We start from the raw sequence: 19,625 nt of genomic DNA on the forward strand, positions 1-19,625 counted from the left end.
TTCAGCACCGAGGCTTATGCTTCCGCTATGCGTTTTTTCAATATGCTTCAGTGGAAAAAGGCTGGGGCTAAGGAGTGAAGCGTACATAGTGGGTACGTGAGGCACCCGAGAGGTTTCCGGAGGAAACATAACTTCGCAAGCAACTGCTTAGGTCCGGGGAATTCAAGATTCGATCCCGCATGGGCTTGCTGAAGCTTAGGGATCAAAAGCGGACTTTTTGAACTTCATTGCCACTATTTGAGTATGGGGGAGGAAGAGATGACCGACGTCCAGGAGAAAAGAACCAGACTTGAACTGTTGATGAAGCAGGCGGAAGTTCCGGCTTCGCTGATTGATCCGTATTTTCTAGACGGATATATCGATCAGGTAGAGGTTAGCCGCGGCAACCGCGAGTGGAAGATTACGATCCGCAAACAGACGCTTGTCCCTGCCCAGGTCTATAGAACGTTTTGCTTGCGTATCCAGGAGCGAATGCAGCATATTGCCAAGATCGCTATTCTATTCCGATATGAACAGGACCAGACTGCCGAGCAGATCGTTACGGAATATTGGAAGCTGTTCCTGGAATGGGTGCAGCGGGAAATACCATCCGTTAATGGCTGGATGGCCAAGGCTGGTTATGAGATCGAGGACGATCTTGTAACGGTAGCGTTAGGCGATGCGATGGCGCTGGAACTAGCCCGTAAGAAGAATATAGACAAGGCGATTACGACCTTCTATGGCAATTATTTTGGGCTGGATGTAAGAGTCAAGCTGCATGTAGCCGAGAACAATGAGGAAGCTTTTGAGGAATTCCAGCAACGGATTGCTGAGGAAGAACGCGAAGTGATCCAGCGGATGATGGAGAGTATGGAAGCAGAAGCGCCGCCGGAGGAAGACGATGGCGAAGCGGTTAAGCTGCAGATCGGCTATGACATCAAAGATCAGCCAATTCCACTGCAGGAACTGCAAGATGAAGAAAAACGGGTCACGATCCAGGGCACGATCTTCGGACTGGAGAGCAAGGAACTGCGTAATGGCAATACTTTATTTACTTTTTATATTACCGATTTTAGCGATTCTTTGCAGATGAAGCTGTTTGCCAAGAATAAGGAAGATCTCAAGATCATGGGTCAATTAGCCAACGGGAAATGGATCAAAGCCCGCGGCAGAGTAGAGATGGACCGCTTTATGTCCATTCCTGAGCTTGTCATGATCCCTTCGGATTTATGCGAAGTGAACTCCCCTCCATCTCGTAAGGATAATGCTGCAGAGAAGCGCGTTGAGTTCCATTTGCATTCGACGATGAGTGCGATGGATGCGGTAACTCCAATCGGCGATTACGTGAAGATGGCGGCCAAATGGGGACATAAAGCGATCGCGGTAACCGATCATGGCGGTGTGCAATGCTATCCTGATGCTGCGAAAGCTGCCAAGAAGAACGGGATCAAGATGATCTACGGTGTCGAGGCGAATGTAGTGAATGATAATGTGGCCGTCGTATTAAATCCGCGCCCTGATGATCTGAAGACGACAACTTATATCGTATTCGATATTGAGACTACCGGTCTGTCTGTAACGCAGAACAAAATTATTGAAATCGCCGCGGTCAAGATGCAGGAAGGCAAAGAACTGGAACGTTACGCCACCTTTGTTGATCCGCATGAACTTATTCCATATCATATTCAACAATTGACGAACATCAATGACGACATGGTAAGAGGCGCGCCAGAGGTCGATCAGGTACTGGATGAATTCATTAAATTCGCCGGAGATGCGGTACTGGTCGCTCATAATGCCCGCTTTGACGTTGATTTTGTAAATGCAAAGCTGAAGGAGCTTGGCAGACCGCCTATGCTCAACCCGGTTCTGGATACACTGGAGCTGGCACGTTTGATTCACCCGAGTTTGAAAAATCATAGATTGAACACACTGGCATCGAAATACAAAGTTTCACTGGAAAATCACCACCGCGCAATCGACGATACCATAGCACTTGCCGGTGTATTAACCGGGCTGATCGAAGACGCGATTACGCAGGAAAGAATGACCACGCTCGATCGTCTGAACGACCGGGTTGGCAAGGATCTGTCCAATACCCGTCCGTTCCATTGCGGAATTTATGCCTTGAATACGACCGGCAAGAAGAATTTGTTCAAGCTGATCTCTATGTCGCATACCGAGTATTTCAAGCGGGTTCCATGTATCCCGAAATCGAAGCTGACTGAAATGCGCGAGGGGATACTTGTCATCTCAGGTTGTGAGAAAGGAGAGTTCTTCGAGGCTGTATTGAATAAGACGGTCGAAGAAGCTGAGGAAGTTGCCGGCTTTTATGATGTACTGGAGATTCAGCCGTTAACGATGTATATGCATCTGGTCGATAAAGGCCTGGTCGGCAGTGTTGAGGAATTGAAGACGGCAATTCGCAAAGTGGTTGAGATTGGCTTTAAGCTGGGCAAGCCAGTCATCGCTACCGGAAATGCACACTACCTTGAGCCTAGGGATAAAATTTTTCGCGATATTACGATCCATGGCATTACCGGTTTCAGTCCGCTGAAGGATCTCCGCAAGCCGGATGCGCACTTCCGCACGACGGACGAAATGTTGGCTGAATTTGAATTTCTCGGTAAGGACAAGGCTTATGAGGTTGTCGTGACGAATACGGCGAATCTGGCGGATTCCTTCGAGGATCTTGAATTGTTTCCGGACAAGCTGTTCACGCCGATTATTGATGGGGCGGACGAAGAAATCCGTTCAACCTGTTACAATACAGCACGCTCTATGTATGGGGAGGATTTGCCTGAGGTGGTCGTCAAGCGGCTGGAAAAAGAACTCGAACCGATTATCAAGTACGGGTTCTCGGCCAACTATCTGATCTCGGCAAAACTTGTTAAGAAATCCAATCAGGATGGCTATCTCGTAGGTTCACGGGGGTCGGTCGGTTCCTCAATCGTGGCTACCTTCCTCGGTATATCCGAGGTTAATCCGCTTCCAGCTCATTATATGTGCCGTAATCCGGAATGCAAGCATAGTGAATGGTTCCTGGATGGCAGCGTACCGAGCGGCTTCGACCTTCCTGCGAAGGATTGCCCGAAGTGCGGCCAGCCGCTAAAGGGAGAGGGACAGGATATTCCGTTCGAAACCTTCCTGGGTTTTAAAGGCGATAAGGTCCCCGATATAGATCTTAACTTCTCCGGGGAATATCAGCCGGAGGCTCACAATTTTACGAAGGTTATCTTTGGGGAGAAGAACGTATTTCGCGCGGGTACGATTGGTACCGTAGCGGAGAAGACTGCGTTTGGCTTTGCGAAGAAGTATGAGGAAGAGCATCATAAGCATTGGCGCAGTGCAGAGCTAAACAGGCTGGCGGCCGGATGTACCGGCGTGAAGCGTAGTACAGGCCAGCATCCTGGCGGGATCGTCGTCGTGCCTGACTATATTGAAGTCGAAGATGTTACACCTGTACAATATCCGGCTGATGATACGAGTGCGGAATGGAAGACGACTCACTTCGATTATCATGCATTTGAAGCCAACTTGCTTAAGCTTGATATTCTCGGCCATGATGATCCGACAATGATGCGGATGCTGCAGGATTTGACCGGGATTGATCCAACGACGATCCCGATGAATGATCCCAAGGTGATGAGTATGTTCAACTCAACGGAATCGCTGGGAGTGACTCCGGAGCAAATTCGGACTCCGGTGGCAACTTACGGGGTTCCCGAGATGGGAACCAAGTTTGTACGCCAGATGCTGGTCGAATCACAGCCATCTTCGTTTGCGGATTTGCTGCAGATTTCCGGATTGTCCCACGGTACTGGCGTTTGGCTGGGCAATGCCCAGGAATTGATCAAGAATGGCACATGCAACATTAAGACGGTGATTGGCTGTCGGGATGATATTATGCTGTTCCTGATTTACAAAGCGGGAATGGATGCCGGATTGGCCTTTAAAATTACGGAAAGCGTTCGTAAGGGGAAAGGCTTGACGCCGGAATGGATTGATGAGATGAAGAAATGCAAGGTGCCGCAGTGGTACATTGATTCCTGCCTCAAGATCCAATACATGTTTCCGAAGGCGCACGCGTCCGCTTATGTTATTTCGGCGGTGCGTACCGCTTACTTTAAGCTATATTATCCGATCGAGTTCTACGCGACTTATTTCTCGGTCCGTGGTGAAGATTTCGATATTGAGTTATGCTGCCAGGGATATGAAGCGATATACCGCAAGATCGAGGAGATCGAGCAGAAGGGCTTCCAGGCGTTGCCGAAGGAGAAAGCGATGCTGCCGATTCTGGAGATGGCGCTGGAAATGACAGCGCGTGGTTTCCGGTTCAAGATGATCGATCTGTACCGTTCTGATGCAACTCGCTTTATTGTAGATGGCGATGCCCTGATTCCTCCGTTTGCCGCTTTGGCAGGAATCGGGGAGAATGCGGCGCGGAACATCGCTGCGGCGAAGGAAGCAGGGGAATTCCTCTCCGTGGAAGATTTTCAGCAGAGATCCAAAGCAAGTAAGACGATCATTGAACTGTTGGGTTCGCTGGGCTGTTTCCGTGACTTGCCGGAGAGCAATCAGCTCTCCTTGTTCTAACCTAAGGATAGGGCTAAGGGTGGTAAAGGTGTTTTACTTGTCACTATTACCAGACTATGTTATAATTTTTTTGGTAATCATGGAGATAGAAACGTTGTCTAAAGAGTGGGGAAACCCACTCTTTACTCTTTGGTATACAGGAAACAATTGATGGAGGTAATGTACTCTTGAGCACACCGAAAATCAAAGCGGCCGTAGAACAGATGGTAATGCCATATCTCGAGCAGAACGGCTTTGAATTGGTTGATATTGAATATGTAAAGGAAGGCAGCAATTGGTTTCTGCGTGTCTTCGTTGACAAGGACGGCGGCATCGATATTGATGACTGCGGCCGGATCAGCGAATATCTCAGCGAGAAGCTGGATGAGAATGATCCGATTCCATCCGCGTACTTCCTTGAAGTGTCCTCGCCCGGTGCGGAACGGCCGTTGAAGAAAGCGGACGATATCGTCAAAGCCGTAGGCAAGGATGTGTTTGTCACTACATACGAGCCGGTGAATGGCCTGAAGGAATTTGAGGGACGCCTTCTCTCTTTTGAGAGTGACGAGCTCGTCATTGAAATCGGCAAGCAGAAACATGCCGTATCGTATAGTAAAGTTGCTAGCGCCAGATTGGCGATTATTTTTTAACAACACTTATATAGGATTATGAAAGGGGGAACTCGAGGCAAATGAGTATGGATTTTATCGAAGCCTTGAATGATTTGGAAAGGGAAAAAGGGATCAGCAAAGATATATTATTTGAAGCTATTGAAGCAGCACTGATCTCCAGCTATAAACGGAATTTTAATACGGCGCAGAACGTTCGTGTAGACATGAACCGCCATACGGGATCCATCAGAGTATTTGCGCGCAAGCTCATTGTTGAAGAAGTTCTCGATCCTCGGACGGAAATTTCGCTGCATTCAGCACGTGAGATCAATCCCAGCTTCCAACTGGACGATGTAGCGGAAATTGAAGTAACGCCTAGAGATTTCGGACGGATCGCGGCGCAGACGGCGAAGCAGGTGGTAACCCAACGCATTCGTGAAGCGGAGCGCGGACTGATCTATAACGCTTTTGTCGAGAAGGAAGAGGATATCGTTACGGGTATCGTACAGCGTCAGGACTTGCGTAATGTCTATGTCGATCTCGGCAAGATTGAAGCGCATCTTCCGTTGAATGAATTAATGCCCGGCGAGAAGTTCAAGCACGGCGATCGGATCAAAGCGTATATTACAAAGGTTGAGAATACGACCAAAGGGCCGCAAATTTTGCTGTCCCGTACGCATCCTGGTTTGTTGAAGCGTTTGTTCGAGCTGGAGGTTCCTGAGATTTTCGATGGCGTTGTTGAAATTCGTTCTGTTGCCCGCGAAGCAGGGTTCCGTTCGAAGATCGCCGTCTATTCCCGCAATAGCGCGGTAGATCCGGTCGGCTCTTGCGTTGGTCCGAAGGGCACGCGCGTGCAGACGATTGTAACCGAACTACATGGGGAAAAGATCGACATCGTGCGCTATTCCGACAATATTGAAGAGTATGTAGCCAATGCGCTTAGCCCTTCCAAGGTGCTGGAGGTGCAGGTATTCGAGCCCGAGAAGATGGCTCGTGTTATCGTGCCGGATTATCAGCTCTCGCTGGCGATTGGCATTAAGGGGCAGAATGCAAGGCTTGCTGCTAAGCTGACAGGCTGGAAGATCGATATTAAGAGCGAAACTCAGGCAGAGGAAGAATTCGGTAGAGAGAAGACCGAGCAGGATGAAATGCCGCAGGACTCCGTATCTATTGATTTTTAGTATATGAGTGCAACATGAACAACCTCTTTAAAGAGATATAGGCATAACCGGGAGTATGTATGGGGGGCTTGAAATGAAAGCTAAAAAAATACCAATGCGCAAATGCGTAGCTTGCCAGCAAATGATGCCGAAAAAATCGTTGATTCGCGTCGTTCGTTCACCAGAGGGTGAGGTTTCGATTGATTTGACTGGCAAAAAGTCGGGGCGTGGTGCTTATCTTTGCGGACAGGTTGCTTGCTTTAAGCTCGCCCATAAGAACCGCGCGCTGGATCGGGCCTTGAAGGCTACGGTAGGAGCAGAGGTCTACGAACAGTTGGCCCATGATTTCCTGGCGATCGAGGATGAATTCCATCTCAGCCAGGAGCAGGAAGAGGCAGATAGCGATGAGTAAAATGTTGTCCCGGCTTGGCCTGGCCATGCGTGCTGGCAAGTTGGTGACCGGTGATGAGATCGTAATGAAAGCCATTCGGTCGAAAGAGGCCAAACTGGTTATCGTTGCGGGGGACGCTTCAAATAATACCCACAAGAAATTCCGCGATAAATGCGGCACATACAAAGTCCCTTTGATCATCGGGCCGGATCGGATCCGTCTCGGTTCAAGTATTGGAAAACCAGAGCGGGTCGTAATAGCACTGACGGATCAAGGGTTTGCCGATATGATTCGAGAAGAAATCGAGAAAACGCCGGAGGTGGAGTATATTGAGTAAACAAGAAAACAAAGATAAACTCAGAGTCTATGAATATGCGAAGTCACTTAATATGAGCAGCAAGGAAATTATAACCATTCTTAAGCGCCTGAATATCCCAGTTAACAATCATATGAGCGTTATGGAGAATGACACCGTTACAAAAGTGGAGCAATTCTTCAAGGATATTAAGAGCAATGCAGCAGCCAAACGTGATGGAGGCGGGCGCAATGAGGCTTCTTCTAAGCCGGCTTCAGCCAACGCCAAGCCAGAACCAGCGAAGAGTGGTGCTGATCATCATGGGAACCAGGCCCACGCTGCGTCAACCAATCAAGGAACAAGCAACAACAAAAATCAACAAGAAAAGCAGGTAAGCATGAATACAAAAACAAATTCCAATAGACCATCTGCCACAGGCAGCAATACAGCGACACAAGATAGAAGTCTACGTTCCAACGGGGGGAGCCAGCAAGGCTCACGTCCGCAACAGAGCTCACGTCCGCAACAGGGCGGCTCACGTCCACAACAGAATTCAAACCAACCTGGGAACCGTGGCCAGCAATCAGGCCGTCCTCAGGGGCAAGGTGGTGGCGGACAACAGCAACGCCCCAATTCATCGCAGCAAACTCGCAGCGGTTCTACACCTTCAACCCAGGCTAGTTCTGATAAGGGAGGCAAGAAGTTTGACCGCGAGAAGCCGGCATTTAACACTGACCGTAGCAATAACAGCAATAGTGGACAAAATCAAGGTGCCAAAAAAGGCAAATTCACGAATAACAACAATAAGTCCAAAGGCTTTGATGATAATCGCCAGGGCGGATTCAGAAATAACCGCGGTGGTAGAGGCGGTAAAGGCGGCAGAGGCGGCAATCAACAGCCTCCGCGCGAGAAGATTGATAATACACCGAAGAAGATCATTGTGCGCGGCACAATGACCGTTGGTGAGGCGGCCAAGCTGCTGCATAAGGATGCTTCGGAAGTTATTAAGAAGCTTATGCTGCTCGGCGTCATGGCAGCAATCAACCAGGAGCTTGATATCGATACAATCCTGCTGTTGGCCGGTGAATTCGGTGTAGAAGTAGAAGTGAAGATCCCTGTTGAGGATGATCGCTTCGAGACGGTAGAGGAAGTTGATGATGAAGCAGACTTGAAAGCACGTCCGCCAGTCGTTACGATTATGGGTCACGTTGACCACGGTAAAACGACGTTGCTTGATGCTATCCGCTCGACGAATGTATCCAGTGGAGAAGCCGGCGGCATTACTCAGCATATCGGTGCATATCAAGTTGAAATCAACGGCAAGAAAATCTCATTCCTCGATACACCGGGTCACGAAGCGTTTACAGCGATGCGTGCTCGGGGTGCGCAATTGACGGACATTACAATTATCGTTGTTGCTGCAGATGACGGCGTCATGCCGCAGACCGTTGAGGCGATCAACCACGCCAAGGCAGCCGGACTGCCGATTATCGTTGCTGTCAATAAGATCGATAAACCCGAAGCTAATCCAGATAAAGTGAAGCAAGAATTGACCGAATACGAACTTGTTCCGGAGGAATGGGGCGGAGATACGATCTTCGTAAACGTATCAGCCAAGCAAAGAATGGGTCTTGAGGATCTGCTCGAAATGATTCTTCTCGTAGCAGAGGTTAACGAGTATAAAGCAAATCCTAACAAGCGCGCCCGTGGAGCAGTCATTGAGGCGGAGCTTGATAAGAATCGCGGACCGGTTGCACGGGTGCTCGTGCAGCATGGTACATTTAAGGTTGGCGATGCCTTTGTAGCCGGCAACTGCTTTGGCCGCGTGCGTGCCATGGTGAATGACAAGGGACGCCGCATTAAGGAAGCAGGGCCTTCAACACCGGTTGAAATTACCGGTCTGAATGAAGTGCCGCAAGCTGGCGATCCGTTCATGGTGTTTGAGGATGAGCGCAAGGCTCGTTCGATTGCCGATAAACGGGCGACGACTGAACGTCAATCCTCGCTTGGAGCCAATACCCGCGTTACGCTTGATGACCTATTCCGCCATATCAAGGAAGGCGAGATTAAGGATTTGAACGTTATTATCAAAGCGGACGTCCAAGGTTCCGTCGAGGCGCTTAAGGGGTCGCTCGAGAAGATCGAGGTTGAAGGCGTACGCGTGAAGATTATTCATAGCGGTGCCGGAGCGATTACAGAATCGGATATTATTTTGGCAGCGGCATCGAACGCGATTGTTATCGGCTTTAACGTTCGTCCGGATAGTCAGACTAAAGCGACTGCCGAGCAAGAAAATGTAGATATCAGGCTTCATCGCGTCATCTACAATGCCATCGAAGAGATTGAGCAAGCGATGAAGGGAATGCTGGATCCGGTTTATAAAGAATCGGTTATCGGGCATGCTGAAGTAAGAAATACGTTCAAGGTCAGCAAGGTCGGAACGATTGCAGGTTGTATGGTTACTTCCGGCAAGATTACCCGTTCCGCAGAAGCACGCTTGATTCGCGACGGCATCGTGGTGTACGAGGGCAAGATCGATTCCCTCAAACGCTTCAAGGATGATGCTAAGGAAGTGGCTCAAGGTTATGAGTGCGGTATTACCTTGGACAATTACCATGATGTTAAAGAGGGCGACGTGATCGAAGCATTTATTATGGAAACCGTCGAACCTAAGTAAGGTGAGGTGTCATCAATGGCCAAGAATCGTACCGGCCGGGTAGGCGAAGAGATCAAGAAGGAACTTAGCGTGATGATCCAACGCGAATTGAAGGATCCGCGCATTGGATTTGTTACAGTCACAGGTGTCGATGTAACCAATGATTTATCGCAAGCCAAAGTGTATTTAAGCGTGTTTGGCGATGAAGAACAGAAGAAGGATACGCTCAAAGCACTCGACAAAGCAACCGGCTTCCTGCGGACTGAAATCGGTAAGCGAATCAGATTGCGCCATACACCTGAGCTGATCTTCAAGATCGACGAGTCAATTGCTTATGGTAGCCGTATCGAGAAGCTGCTCGATGAAATTTCGGATGAAGGCGAAAATTAACAACAAGGTGGATTCAAAAGATGTAAGTCTTTTGGATTCACCTCTTAAAGGAGACGGCAATGCAAACCAAAGAACGTGAGTTCCAGCAGGTAAAACAATTCCTGATGGAGCATGACGATTTCCTGGTCGTAGCGCATATTCAGCCGGATGGAGATGCAGTCAGTTCCACGTTAGCAGTGGGCTGGCTTCTCTCTTGTTTGGGCAAAAATTATAGAATGGCGAATGAGGGGCCGATTCCTCGCCGTATGAGCTATTTATGGGAAGCTGAGCAGATTGTAGATCTCTCGTTGGCTCCGCTTGATACCAAATTCAGCCATGTCATCTGCGTAGATTGCGCAGATTTTAAGCGAGTTGGTCGGACTGCGGAATGGTTCGCTGATGATGCCCTTATCTTGAATATTGATCATCATCCAACCAATGATGCATACGGTGCCGTCAATTTAATTGTGCCTGAGGCGGCTGCGACCGCGGAGATTTTATATGATTTACTAAAATATATGGAGATTCCGTTGAACTTTGAGGTTGCAACGGCGATCTATACCGGAATGTTAACCGATACCGGAGGATTCAGATATTCCAACACGACGCCGAAGGTGATGGCGATTGCTTCAGATCTGCTTGAATACAAGGTGGATGGTCCGGGCTTGTCCGAGCTGCTGCTTGAACAAATGACTTTGCCTCAATTGAAGCTCTTGACGAGAGCGTTGAACGAGCTGCAGATCACGGAGGATGGCAAGATCAGTTGGGTAGTGATCCAGGACGGGGATATGAAAGAAACCGGGGCGATACATGAGGATCTTGAAGGTATTGTGAATTACCCTCGCAATATTCAAGGGGTCGAAGTCGGGATGCTGTTCAAGGTGATTCACGAAAGCGCCGTGAAAGTCAGTCTTCGATCCGCGGGCAAGGTAGATGTGGCCAAGGTTGCCCAAAGCTTTGGGGGTGGCGGCCATGTGCGTGCGGCTGGAGCGCGGATCGAGGGGGATCTGGCACAGATCGTGTCCCGTGTTGTGGAGCAGGTGAAATTACAGCTATGATACCCTATGAAGGAATTCTTCCTATCGCCAAGCCGGTTGGCTTCACCTCACACGATGTTGTTGCCAAAGCGCGCGGCATTTTAAAAATGAAGCGGATCGGCCATACAGGGACGCTTGATCCGGCGGTGACTGGAGTCTTGCCGCTATGCCTCGGAAGAGCAACTAGAATGGTTGAGTATTTGCAAGAATTGCCCAAGGAATATGAAGCCACGCTCGTGCTAGGCATTGCCACTGATACAGAGGATATGACCGGAACGGTAATTGAACGTAGGGAGCATGCCGCTGTAAATGAAGAACAGGTGTCTGCCGTCTTGTCTCAATTCATCGGTACAATATCACAGGTTCCTCCGATGTATTCGGCCGTGAAGCAGGATGGGAAGCGACTCTATGAGCTGGCCCGCGAGGGGAAGGTCGTAGATCGCAAGGCGCGTGAAGTGACGATACATGAGCTGGAGCTGATTTCCTATCAAGCGGATCTTGAATATCCGGAACTGTCATTTCGCGTGCTGTGCTCCAAGGGGACCTATATCCGCACGCTTTGTGTGGACATCGGGCGGGCTCTAGGCATTCCAGCGTCGATGCTTCGACTCAAGCGCACAATGTCCGCCGGAATTCGGGATGAGCATTGCCTGACGCTGGAACAGGTAGCTGAGCAAGTTCAAGCTGGAACCTTGCAGTCTTGCCTGTTGCCAATCGATCGGGCTGTTCAGCATTTGCCGGCCCATATCGTGCAAGAGGAGAAGGTACAGGCGGCCCTGCAAGGACAACGCCTCTCCCCTTATGCGATCAAGCCTTCAGCGAATCGTGGGGACGTCATCCGTCTATACAGTCCTGCCGAGCAGTTTTTAGGCATTTTTCGTATTGGGGAAGAGACCGGGGCGATTACCCCTGTGAAAGTATTTCTGCCCGATTCGAATTAGGCTTGGAGCAGGCTCAGCCTCTAAATCTGCTCCGTGATCAAAAAGTGGACTTTTTTTCAAACTATCTCTATATCAGTGAAATTGCAGGTGAGACAAGTGGAAACGATATATTTGACCTATCCTTTAACTGAAGATGTGATCGCACGGTGTGCTAGAAAGCAGGTCATTGCCATCGGACAATTCGATGGACTGCATCTAGGTCATGCGAGTGTCATTAAATCTGCATTACGGGTTGCTGCTGAGCAGGGCCTCCCCTCCGGCGTAATGACGTTTCATCCCCATCCGAAAGAAGTCATGAAGAAAGGTGACTATGAAGGATACCTGACCCCACCGGCGGAGAAAGAGAAGATTATCCGCGATATGGGTGTGGATTATTTATATATTGTTGAATTCAATGACAGCTTCTCGCGAGTAAGTCCGCAGAACTTCGTCAGCGGCATGCTGATGCCGCTTGAGATTCATACCGCTGTCGTTGGCTTTGATTTTCATTTTGGATACCGTGGTGAAGGCCATGCGGGAATGCTGCGCGAGCTGAGCGATTACAAGCTTGATGTCGCGATTGTGCCTCCTTTTCTGATCGAAGGCGATAAAGTAAGCAGCTCCAACATCCGCCTTGATCTTCAAGAAGGCAATGTGAAGCAAGTGCGGCGGTTATTAGGCCGTCCTTACTCCTTGTCGGGAATCGTTATGCACGGTGAAAAGCGCGGACGGACCATTGGTTTCCCGACGGCCAATTTGAAGATGGATGAGCATTTTGTCTTACCGAAAAAAGGAGTTTATGCCGTAAAGGTTGGCTACGAGGCTCAGGTGCTGCATGGAGTTATGAATGTAGGAGTCAAGCCGACCTTCCATGAGAATGAGACGGTTCCCTCCATCGAAATTCATCTGCTAGACTTCAGTGGAGATCTGTACGGAAAACCGCTACCAGTCGAGCTAATCGATTTTATTCGCGAGGAACGTAAATTCGGTTCTATTGAGCAATTGATTGCGCAAATTACCAAGGATGCCGAGACGGCGAAGCAAATATTATCTTCGGCAGAATAATGCGAACAAGCATCATTTACTTTTATCTCTTATCTATGTTATACTGATTTACGTTGCTCATGCAGGAGTTTCCGCATGTCAACATACAACCTTGGCTTGGTTGTCAGGTCTCACCGTCCGACTACTAGGCTAATGGCGATTCTTGTAAAGGAGGTGGATAGGATGGCATTAACTCAAGAGCGTAAACAACAATTGATCGAAGAGTACAAAACTCATGAATCCGACACCGGATCACCAGAGGTACAAATTGCTATCCTCACGGAGAACATCGTGAATTTGACGGATCACTTGCGTTCCCATAAGAAGGATCATCACTCTCGTCGTGGTCTTCTGAAGATGGTTGGTCAACGCCGCAAGCTGTTGGCTTACTTGAAGAACAAAGACGTTAGACGTTACTCCGCGTTGATCGAAAGACTCGGATTGCGCCGTTAATTTTCCTTTGTTTGAGAAGCAGCCTGGTAGCCGCCGAGCGCTATTACAGCGAATGGCCGGCAGCCGGGTTGCTTTTTACGAAGAAATACAATACGTACCGTTTCCTGAAATAATGACGCATATATGCTAATGAAGGGCTCCGTGAGGAGCTTTTGTTTTAGCTATAATGAGAAAAACAAACAATAATCATTTTTGTTGCTTTATGAATCGGATAGAAGCAGGAAATAATGAGATTTGTAACGAAGTTTTATTTGTGAATAAGGAGGGATTTCATGGAAAAGCATGTGAAGATGGAGTTGGGAGGAAGACCTCTTACATTGGAGACCGGGCGTCTGGCCAAGCAGGCTAACGCTGCGGTAATGGTCCGGTATGGGGATACAGCTGTGCTGTGTACTGTTACAGCATCTGCGGAACCTAAGGACCTGGATTTTTTCCCATTGACCGTGAACTATGAAGAGAAGTTGTACGCTGTAGGTAAAATTCCTGGCGGCTTTATCAAGCGCGAAGGACGCCCTAGCGAGAAAGCCATTCTTGCAAGCCGGTTGACCGACCGCCCGATCCGCCCGCTGTTCCCAGAAGGGTTCCGCAATGATGTACAGATCGTGAATCTGGTTATGAGTGTGGACCAGGACTGTGAGCCTGAAATTGCTGCAATGATCGGTACTTCGGCCGCACTGAGCATATCGGATGTGCCTTTTAATGGACCGATTGGCGGCGTTGCTGTAGGACGTGTAAATGGCGAATTCGTCATTAACCCGAATATTGCTCAGCAAGAAGCAAGCGATATCTATGTTGTTGTCTCCGGCACCAAAGATGCAATCATGATGGTTGAAGCCGAAGCTAATGAGGTTCCGGAAGAAGTGATGCTGGAAGCGATTATGTTCGGACATGATGAGATCAAGAAGATCATCGCCGTTATTGAAGAGCTGGTTGCTGCTGCAGGCAAAGAAAAAATGGAAGTGAAGCTGCACGCTGTTAATGCTGAGGTAAATAGCGAGGTTCGCGCCTTTGCTTCCGAGCGTTTGGTTGCAGCGGTTAAGATTGCGGAGAAGCATGCCCGTCAGGATGCGATCGATGCGATCAATGATGAGACGGTCGCTTATTTTGAGGAGAAGTACATAGAATCTCCTGAGTTATTGGATGATGTGAAGGAAGTGCTGCATGACATCGTCAAAGAAGAAGTGCGCCGCTTAATCACTCACGATAAAGTTCGTCCGGACGGACGCAAATTAAATGAGATTCGTCCGATCGAATGCGACATCAATTTACTGCCGCGTACCCATGGCTCTGGTCTGTTCACTCGTGGTCAGACGCAAGCGCTTAGCATTTGTACGCTTGGAGCATTGGGCGATGTACAAATCCTCGACGGCATCGACCTTGAGGAATCAAAGCGATTCATGCATCATTACAACTTCCCGCCATTTAGTGTGGGCGAGGCTCGTCCTCTGCGCGCACCAGGCCGTCGTGAAATTGGGCATGGCGCATTGGGTGAACGGGCGCTGTCAAAGGTTATTCCGCCAGAATCGGAATTCCCTTACACGATTCGCCTTGTATCTGAAGTTTTGGAATCGAACGGCTCTACTTCACAAGCGAGCATCTGTGCCAGCACGCTGGCTATGATGGATGCTGGTGTTCCGATCAAAGCGCCTGTTGCCGGTGTAGCTATGGGTTTGATCAAGGACGGAGAGCATGTATCGATCCTAACAGATATTCAAGGGATGGAAGATCATCTCGGCGATATGGACTTCAAGGTAGCAGGTACAGCAGAAGGCGTAACCGCGATTCAAATGGATATCAAGATCGACGGAATCGATCGTCAAATTTTGTCCGAAGCCTTGGAGCAAGCAAAAGAAGGCCGTATGTTCATCCTGGGCAAAATGCAGGAACGCATCCATGCTCCAAAGGAGCATTTGTCTCCGTATGCCCCTAAGATTACAATCATGAACATTAATCCGGACAAAATCCGCGATGTTATCGGTGCTGGTGGCAAGATCATTAACAAGATCATTGAGGAAACCGGCGTTAAGATTGATATTGAGCAGGATGGACGAGTCTTCATCGCTTCAACCGATGAAGAGATGAATAACAAAGCACGCTCAATTATCGAAGGCATCGTTAAGGAAGTTGTCGTTGGCGAGATTTACGTAGGTACGGTTAAACGGATTGAGAAATTCGGCGCCTTCGTTGAAATCCTGCCGGGTAAGGACGGATTAGTGCACATCTCCCAGCTTTCAACGGAACGTGTTGCAAAAGTAGAGGATGTCATTGCGATCGGGGACACAATTACTGTTAAAGTAACCGAGATTGATCAACAGGGACGTGTTAACCTTTCCCGTAAAGCGGTATTAACCGCGGAGGAAAAATCACACTCTTAAGCTCTAACTTTGAACAGATACCGTTACGGGAAAAGAGGCAGAATGATTATTCTGGCTCTTTTTTGCGTGCTCATTTATTTATACTTGTTTTTTACTTTGAATCTGCGGTTGAATTCATGCCATAATTAATAAATATTCTGCCATCGCAATTAGGGTTGCCAAGAATGGGAGGGGCGAGATGGCTACAAAAGAGAAATTATCAATGACCTGGCTCTTAACCTATTTGAAGCCGGTCAGGGGGAAGCTGGCGCTTCTGCTTGTCATGCTGCTTGCCTCAACAGCTTTGCAGCTTATTCATCCGCAGATTGTGGCACGCTTTATCGATACAGCCGCTGCGGACGGTCTCGTATCCAGCCTGCTGGTGCTTGCGGGCGCTTTTCTCGTGGTGGCTGTAAGCAATCAGTTAATTACAGTAGCCGTAAGCTACATAGGCAATGATGTCGCCTGGAGGTCAACGAACAAGCTGCGTGGCGATTTGCTCAGACACTGTCTGAAGCTGGATATGCGGTTCCATAATCTGAAGACCCCAGGAGAAATGATCGAGCGAGTTGATGGCGATGTAACGGGGATCTCAAATTTTTTTGCTATGTTCATTGTTCAAGTTATCGGGAGCTTTGTACTGCTGGCCGGAATCCTAGGATATATGTATAATGTTAACGCGCTAATCGCTGGCGTAATGACCTTGTTCACCCTGCTTGCGATTCTGTTCATGGTCATCATCCGCAATTTGGGTGTACAGTCGTCCAAGAAAGAGCGGGAAGCGAGTGCGGCTCTATTTGGTCTGATCGAGGAGCGAATCGCCGGGATCGAGGATGTGCAGGCCAACGGGCATGTGCCTTATGTGATGAATCGCTTCTACCGCGCGATGCGCTCGGTAGCGATAACGGGACGAAGGGCATGGATACTGCGAATCATTCCCTGGAACACGACGGTCGTCCTGTTTGCGCTTGCCGTAACTGCAGTGCTGCTGCTTGGCGTTCATTATTATTTAACGGGGAGAATATCGCTTGGCATGCTGTTCCTCATCTATCAATATACACAGATGCTGAATGATCCGATTGAGATGCTTGGCGATCAGGTGCAGGAGTTCCAAAAGGCGAAATCGGGTATGCTCCGCTCCAGAGAACTGCTGTCAAGCCGCAGCGAGATTATTGGCGGGGATCAGGCGTTATTGCCTGAATGTGCTCTAAGTCTGGAATTTGAAGCGGTCTCGTTCCATTATAGCGAGGATAAGCCCGTCTTGAACAATCTGTCGTTCCGGGTTGAAGCCGGGGAGAGACTGGGGATTATTGGTCGTACGGGGAGTGGCAAATCGAGTCTTAGCCGTGTTCTGCTACGACTCTATAACATCAATCAAGGGGTAATCCGAATCGGAGGCATCGATATTACGAAGCTGGATCTGCCTTCGCTCTATCAGCGTGTAGGAATGGTTACTCAGGACGTACAGCTATTCGACGGGACGCTGCGTGACAATCTAACGCTGTTTAATACAGAGGTAACGGATGAACAAATACTGGAGACGACGGGACGCCTTGGGCTGAGTACATGGATTGAAGCTTTGCCGGATGGACTGGATACTCATCTCTCCTCGGGAGGCTCTTCCTTGTCAGCCGGAGAAGCCCAGCTGTTCGCCTTGACACGTGTATTTCTAACCGAGCCGAGTCTCGTCGTTCTGGATGAGCCGTCGTCAAGATTGGACGCAGCTACGGAATCGATGCTTCAGATCGCTGTGGACTCGCTGATGGAGCATTGCACCGGAGTCGTTATCGCACACCGCCTGGCTACGTTGGAGCAGGTTGACAAGATCCTAGTGCTCGGTGATGGGCAGATCCTGGAGTTCGGTGATCGGAAGGAGCTGGCTGACCGTCCGGATTCGCACTACGCCAGATTGCTGGCAACCGGCCGAGAGGAGGAATTGGCATGAATATTACAGGCTTTATCAGCCGCCTATTCCGATATAAGCCAGTCCTGTTTATTTTAAATGGATTGCTGTGGGGAGTATTTCACTCTTTACCGCTCCTGTTTGGACTCGGAATGCAGTGGTTTTTTGACCGTGCGACGATGGGGAGCGATAATTATTTGTGGCTTGCCACGCCACTGATCTTCCTGGCGGTGGTCAGATTTCTGCGTGTGGGAACCTTCTTCACCGCTTTCTATCAATGGGTAACTTATATTTTTCATATTCAAGCAATTTTGCGTACAAATATGCTGGCGGGAATTATGCGCTGGCCGGGTCGGAACCTGCCTGCGACTCCCGGGGAGGCTATGAGCCGTTTTCGGGATGATGTAAATGAGGTGGTCGAATATGTGGAGTCCTGGGTTGATTTCTGGGGCCGGCTGATATTTGCCGCCGCATCCATTATCATTATGGCCAATATTAACTGGAAGATCACACTGGTTGCGATTCTCCCTCTGCTTATCGTCACCTTGCTGAACAATCTGTCTGGCAATAAAGCGCGCAAATACGGCCAGATGAACCGTGAGGCAACCGGACGCATTACGAGCTTCATTGCTGAGACTTTTGGGGCGGTGCAGGCGCTCAAGCTTGGCCAGGCCGAGGAGCATGTGCATCGCAAGTTTACTGAGCTTAATGAGGAGCGGCGTCAGGCGGCGCTGAAGGACAATTTGTTCAAGCAGTGGATGAGATCGCTGAACCAGCATGTGCTAAGCATATGCACAGGGTTGATCTTGCTCATGTGTGCGGCAGAGATGAAGGCGGGGCGGTTTACAGTAGGGGATTTCGCCTTATATACGACCTATCTTACCAATATTGGCTTCAGTATTTCGTTATTTGGCTATATGGTATATCAGCATAAACGTCTAAAAGTATCTTTTGATAGAATGCGTAATTTGTTCAGGCCAGGTGAAGAGGATCGAATTATCGAAGCGAGAGAGACTTATCTGAACAGTGAGCCTCCGGAGCTGCCGGTACGTCAGAAAAAGCCGGAGGAGCGTCTGCGAAGTCTTGAGGTGAATAACTTGTCCTACCATTACCCGGAATCGGACAGCGGGATATCGCAAGTGAATCTGCGGCTTGAGCGGGGACAATTCCTCGTAATTACCGGTCGGATCGGCTCGGGTAAATCAACGTTGGTACGGACGCTGCTAGGGCTTCTGCCTAAAGAAGAAGGAGAGATTCTGTGGAATGGCCAGGAGGTGCACACCGCCGAGTTCCTGATCCCTCCAAGAGCAGCCTACACTCCACAGGGGCCTCGTCTGTTCAGTGATACATTGAAGGAGAATATCGTGCAGGGTGGACCGGATGAGCAAACTCTGGAACGGGCGATCCGCCTGTCCGTCATGGACAAAGATATAGCCGATCTTGATGACGGACTGGATACTTATGTAGGTCCACGTGGAGTTATGTTGTCTGGCGGGCAGATTCAACGGGCAGCGACAGCCAGGATGCTGATGACAGATTCGGACTTGTGTATATTTGATGATCTCTCTAGCGCGCTAGATGTAGAGACCGAGCAGAAGGTATGGGAAGGACTGTTCCAGGAAACGGATGTAACCTGTATTGCCGTATCGCACCGGCGCGCAGCGTTAAGTAGGGCGGATCATATAATAGTTATGAAAGAAGGGCAAATCGAAGCTGAAGGTACTTTGCAGGACCTGTTAGCCTCCTGTGAAGAAATGCGCCTGCTGTGGCAAGGTGAATCTGCGGATTCGGATCGGGCGGAAATCGTTAAAAAGGTGGAATTGAGCTCGATATAAAGAAGATAAATTTAAGCTATAAATTGGACGTACCCGGCGATTA

At 49.2% G+C, this 19,625-nt stretch carries 14 protein-coding genes; all 14 read left to right on the top strand.

Annotation, left to right across the window (positions count from 1 at the left end):
• Positions 1–258 precede the first annotated feature (258 nt).
• The 14 genes from DMN77_RS02260 (at position 259) to DMN77_RS02325 (ending at position 19,582) form a co-directional block, all read left to right on the top strand.
• Positions 259–4,575 carry a PolC-type DNA polymerase III gene (locus DMN77_RS02260; protein ID WP_068780747.1) on the top strand — a complete coding sequence of 1,439 codons (4,317 nt, stop codon included), beginning with the start codon at positions 259–261 and terminating at the stop codon, positions 4,573–4,575.
• 167 nt (positions 4,576–4,742) lie between these two features.
• Positions 4,743–5,204, top strand: a complete 462-nt coding sequence (rimP, locus tag DMN77_RS02265; protein ID WP_068780748.1) for a ribosome maturation factor RimP — start codon at positions 4,743–4,745, stop codon at positions 5,202–5,204.
• A gap of 41 nt (positions 5,205–5,245) precedes the next feature.
• Positions 5,246–6,346, top strand: a complete 1,101-nt coding sequence (gene nusA / locus DMN77_RS02270) for a transcription termination factor NusA (RefSeq protein WP_179013338.1) — start codon at positions 5,246–5,248, stop codon at positions 6,344–6,346.
• Positions 6,347–6,419: 73 nt separating this feature from the next.
• A complete protein-coding gene (gene rnpM, locus DMN77_RS02275; RefSeq protein ID WP_068780750.1) occupies positions 6,420–6,737 on the top strand; it encodes an RNase P modulator RnpM in 318 nt (105 codons plus the stop codon).
• Entirely contained in the window at positions 6,730–7,053 is a 324-nt protein-coding gene (locus tag DMN77_RS02280; protein WP_068780751.1) for a L7Ae/L30e/S12e/Gadd45 family ribosomal protein, read from the top strand. The genes rnpM and DMN77_RS02280 overlap by 8 nt, the downstream gene beginning before the upstream one ends.
• Complete coding sequence (gene infB / locus DMN77_RS02285) at positions 7,046–9,688, top strand: translation initiation factor IF-2 (RefSeq protein ID WP_179013339.1); 2,643 nt, start codon at positions 7,046–7,048, stop codon at positions 9,686–9,688. The genes DMN77_RS02280 and infB overlap by 8 nt, the downstream gene beginning before the upstream one ends.
• A 15-nt stretch (positions 9,689–9,703) precedes the next feature.
• A complete protein-coding gene (gene rbfA / locus DMN77_RS02290) occupies positions 9,704–10,057 on the top strand; it encodes a 30S ribosome-binding factor RbfA (RefSeq protein ID WP_068780753.1) in 354 nt (117 codons plus the stop codon).
• 59 nt (positions 10,058–10,116) lie between these two features.
• Positions 10,117–11,094 (top strand): DHH family phosphoesterase, encoded by a 978-nt coding sequence (locus tag DMN77_RS02295; protein ID WP_179013341.1) that lies wholly within the window; start codon positions 10,117–10,119, stop codon positions 11,092–11,094.
• Entirely contained in the window at positions 11,091–12,014 is a 924-nt protein-coding gene (truB, locus tag DMN77_RS02300; RefSeq protein WP_068780755.1) for a tRNA pseudouridine(55) synthase TruB, read from the top strand. The genes DMN77_RS02295 and truB overlap by 4 nt, the downstream gene beginning before the upstream one ends.
• Positions 12,015–12,110: 96 nt before the next feature.
• Complete coding sequence (locus DMN77_RS02305; protein WP_179013342.1) at positions 12,111–13,058, top strand: bifunctional riboflavin kinase/FAD synthetase; 948 nt, start codon at positions 12,111–12,113, stop codon at positions 13,056–13,058.
• Positions 13,059–13,220: 162 nt separating this feature from the next.
• Complete coding sequence (rpsO, locus tag DMN77_RS02310) at positions 13,221–13,490, top strand: 30S ribosomal protein S15 (RefSeq protein ID WP_068780757.1); 270 nt, start codon at positions 13,221–13,223, stop codon at positions 13,488–13,490.
• Between the two features lie 272 nt (positions 13,491–13,762).
• Complete coding sequence (gene pnp / locus DMN77_RS02315) at positions 13,763–15,865, top strand: polyribonucleotide nucleotidyltransferase (protein ID WP_179013344.1); 2,103 nt, start codon at positions 13,763–13,765, stop codon at positions 15,863–15,865.
• 178 nt (positions 15,866–16,043) lie between these two features.
• Entirely contained in the window at positions 16,044–17,789 is a 1,746-nt protein-coding gene (locus tag DMN77_RS02320) for an ABC transporter ATP-binding protein (RefSeq protein WP_179013346.1), read from the top strand.
• A complete protein-coding gene (locus DMN77_RS02325) occupies positions 17,786–19,582 on the top strand; it encodes an ABC transporter ATP-binding protein (protein WP_179013348.1) in 1,797 nt (598 codons plus the stop codon). The genes DMN77_RS02320 and DMN77_RS02325 overlap by 4 nt, the downstream gene beginning before the upstream one ends.
• Positions 19,583–19,625 lie beyond the last annotated feature (43 nt).

It is taken from the genome of Paenibacillus sp. 79R4 (genome assembly GCF_013393165.1).
In the GTDB taxonomy this organism is placed as follows: domain Bacteria; phylum Bacillota; class Bacilli; order Paenibacillales; family Paenibacillaceae; genus Fontibacillus.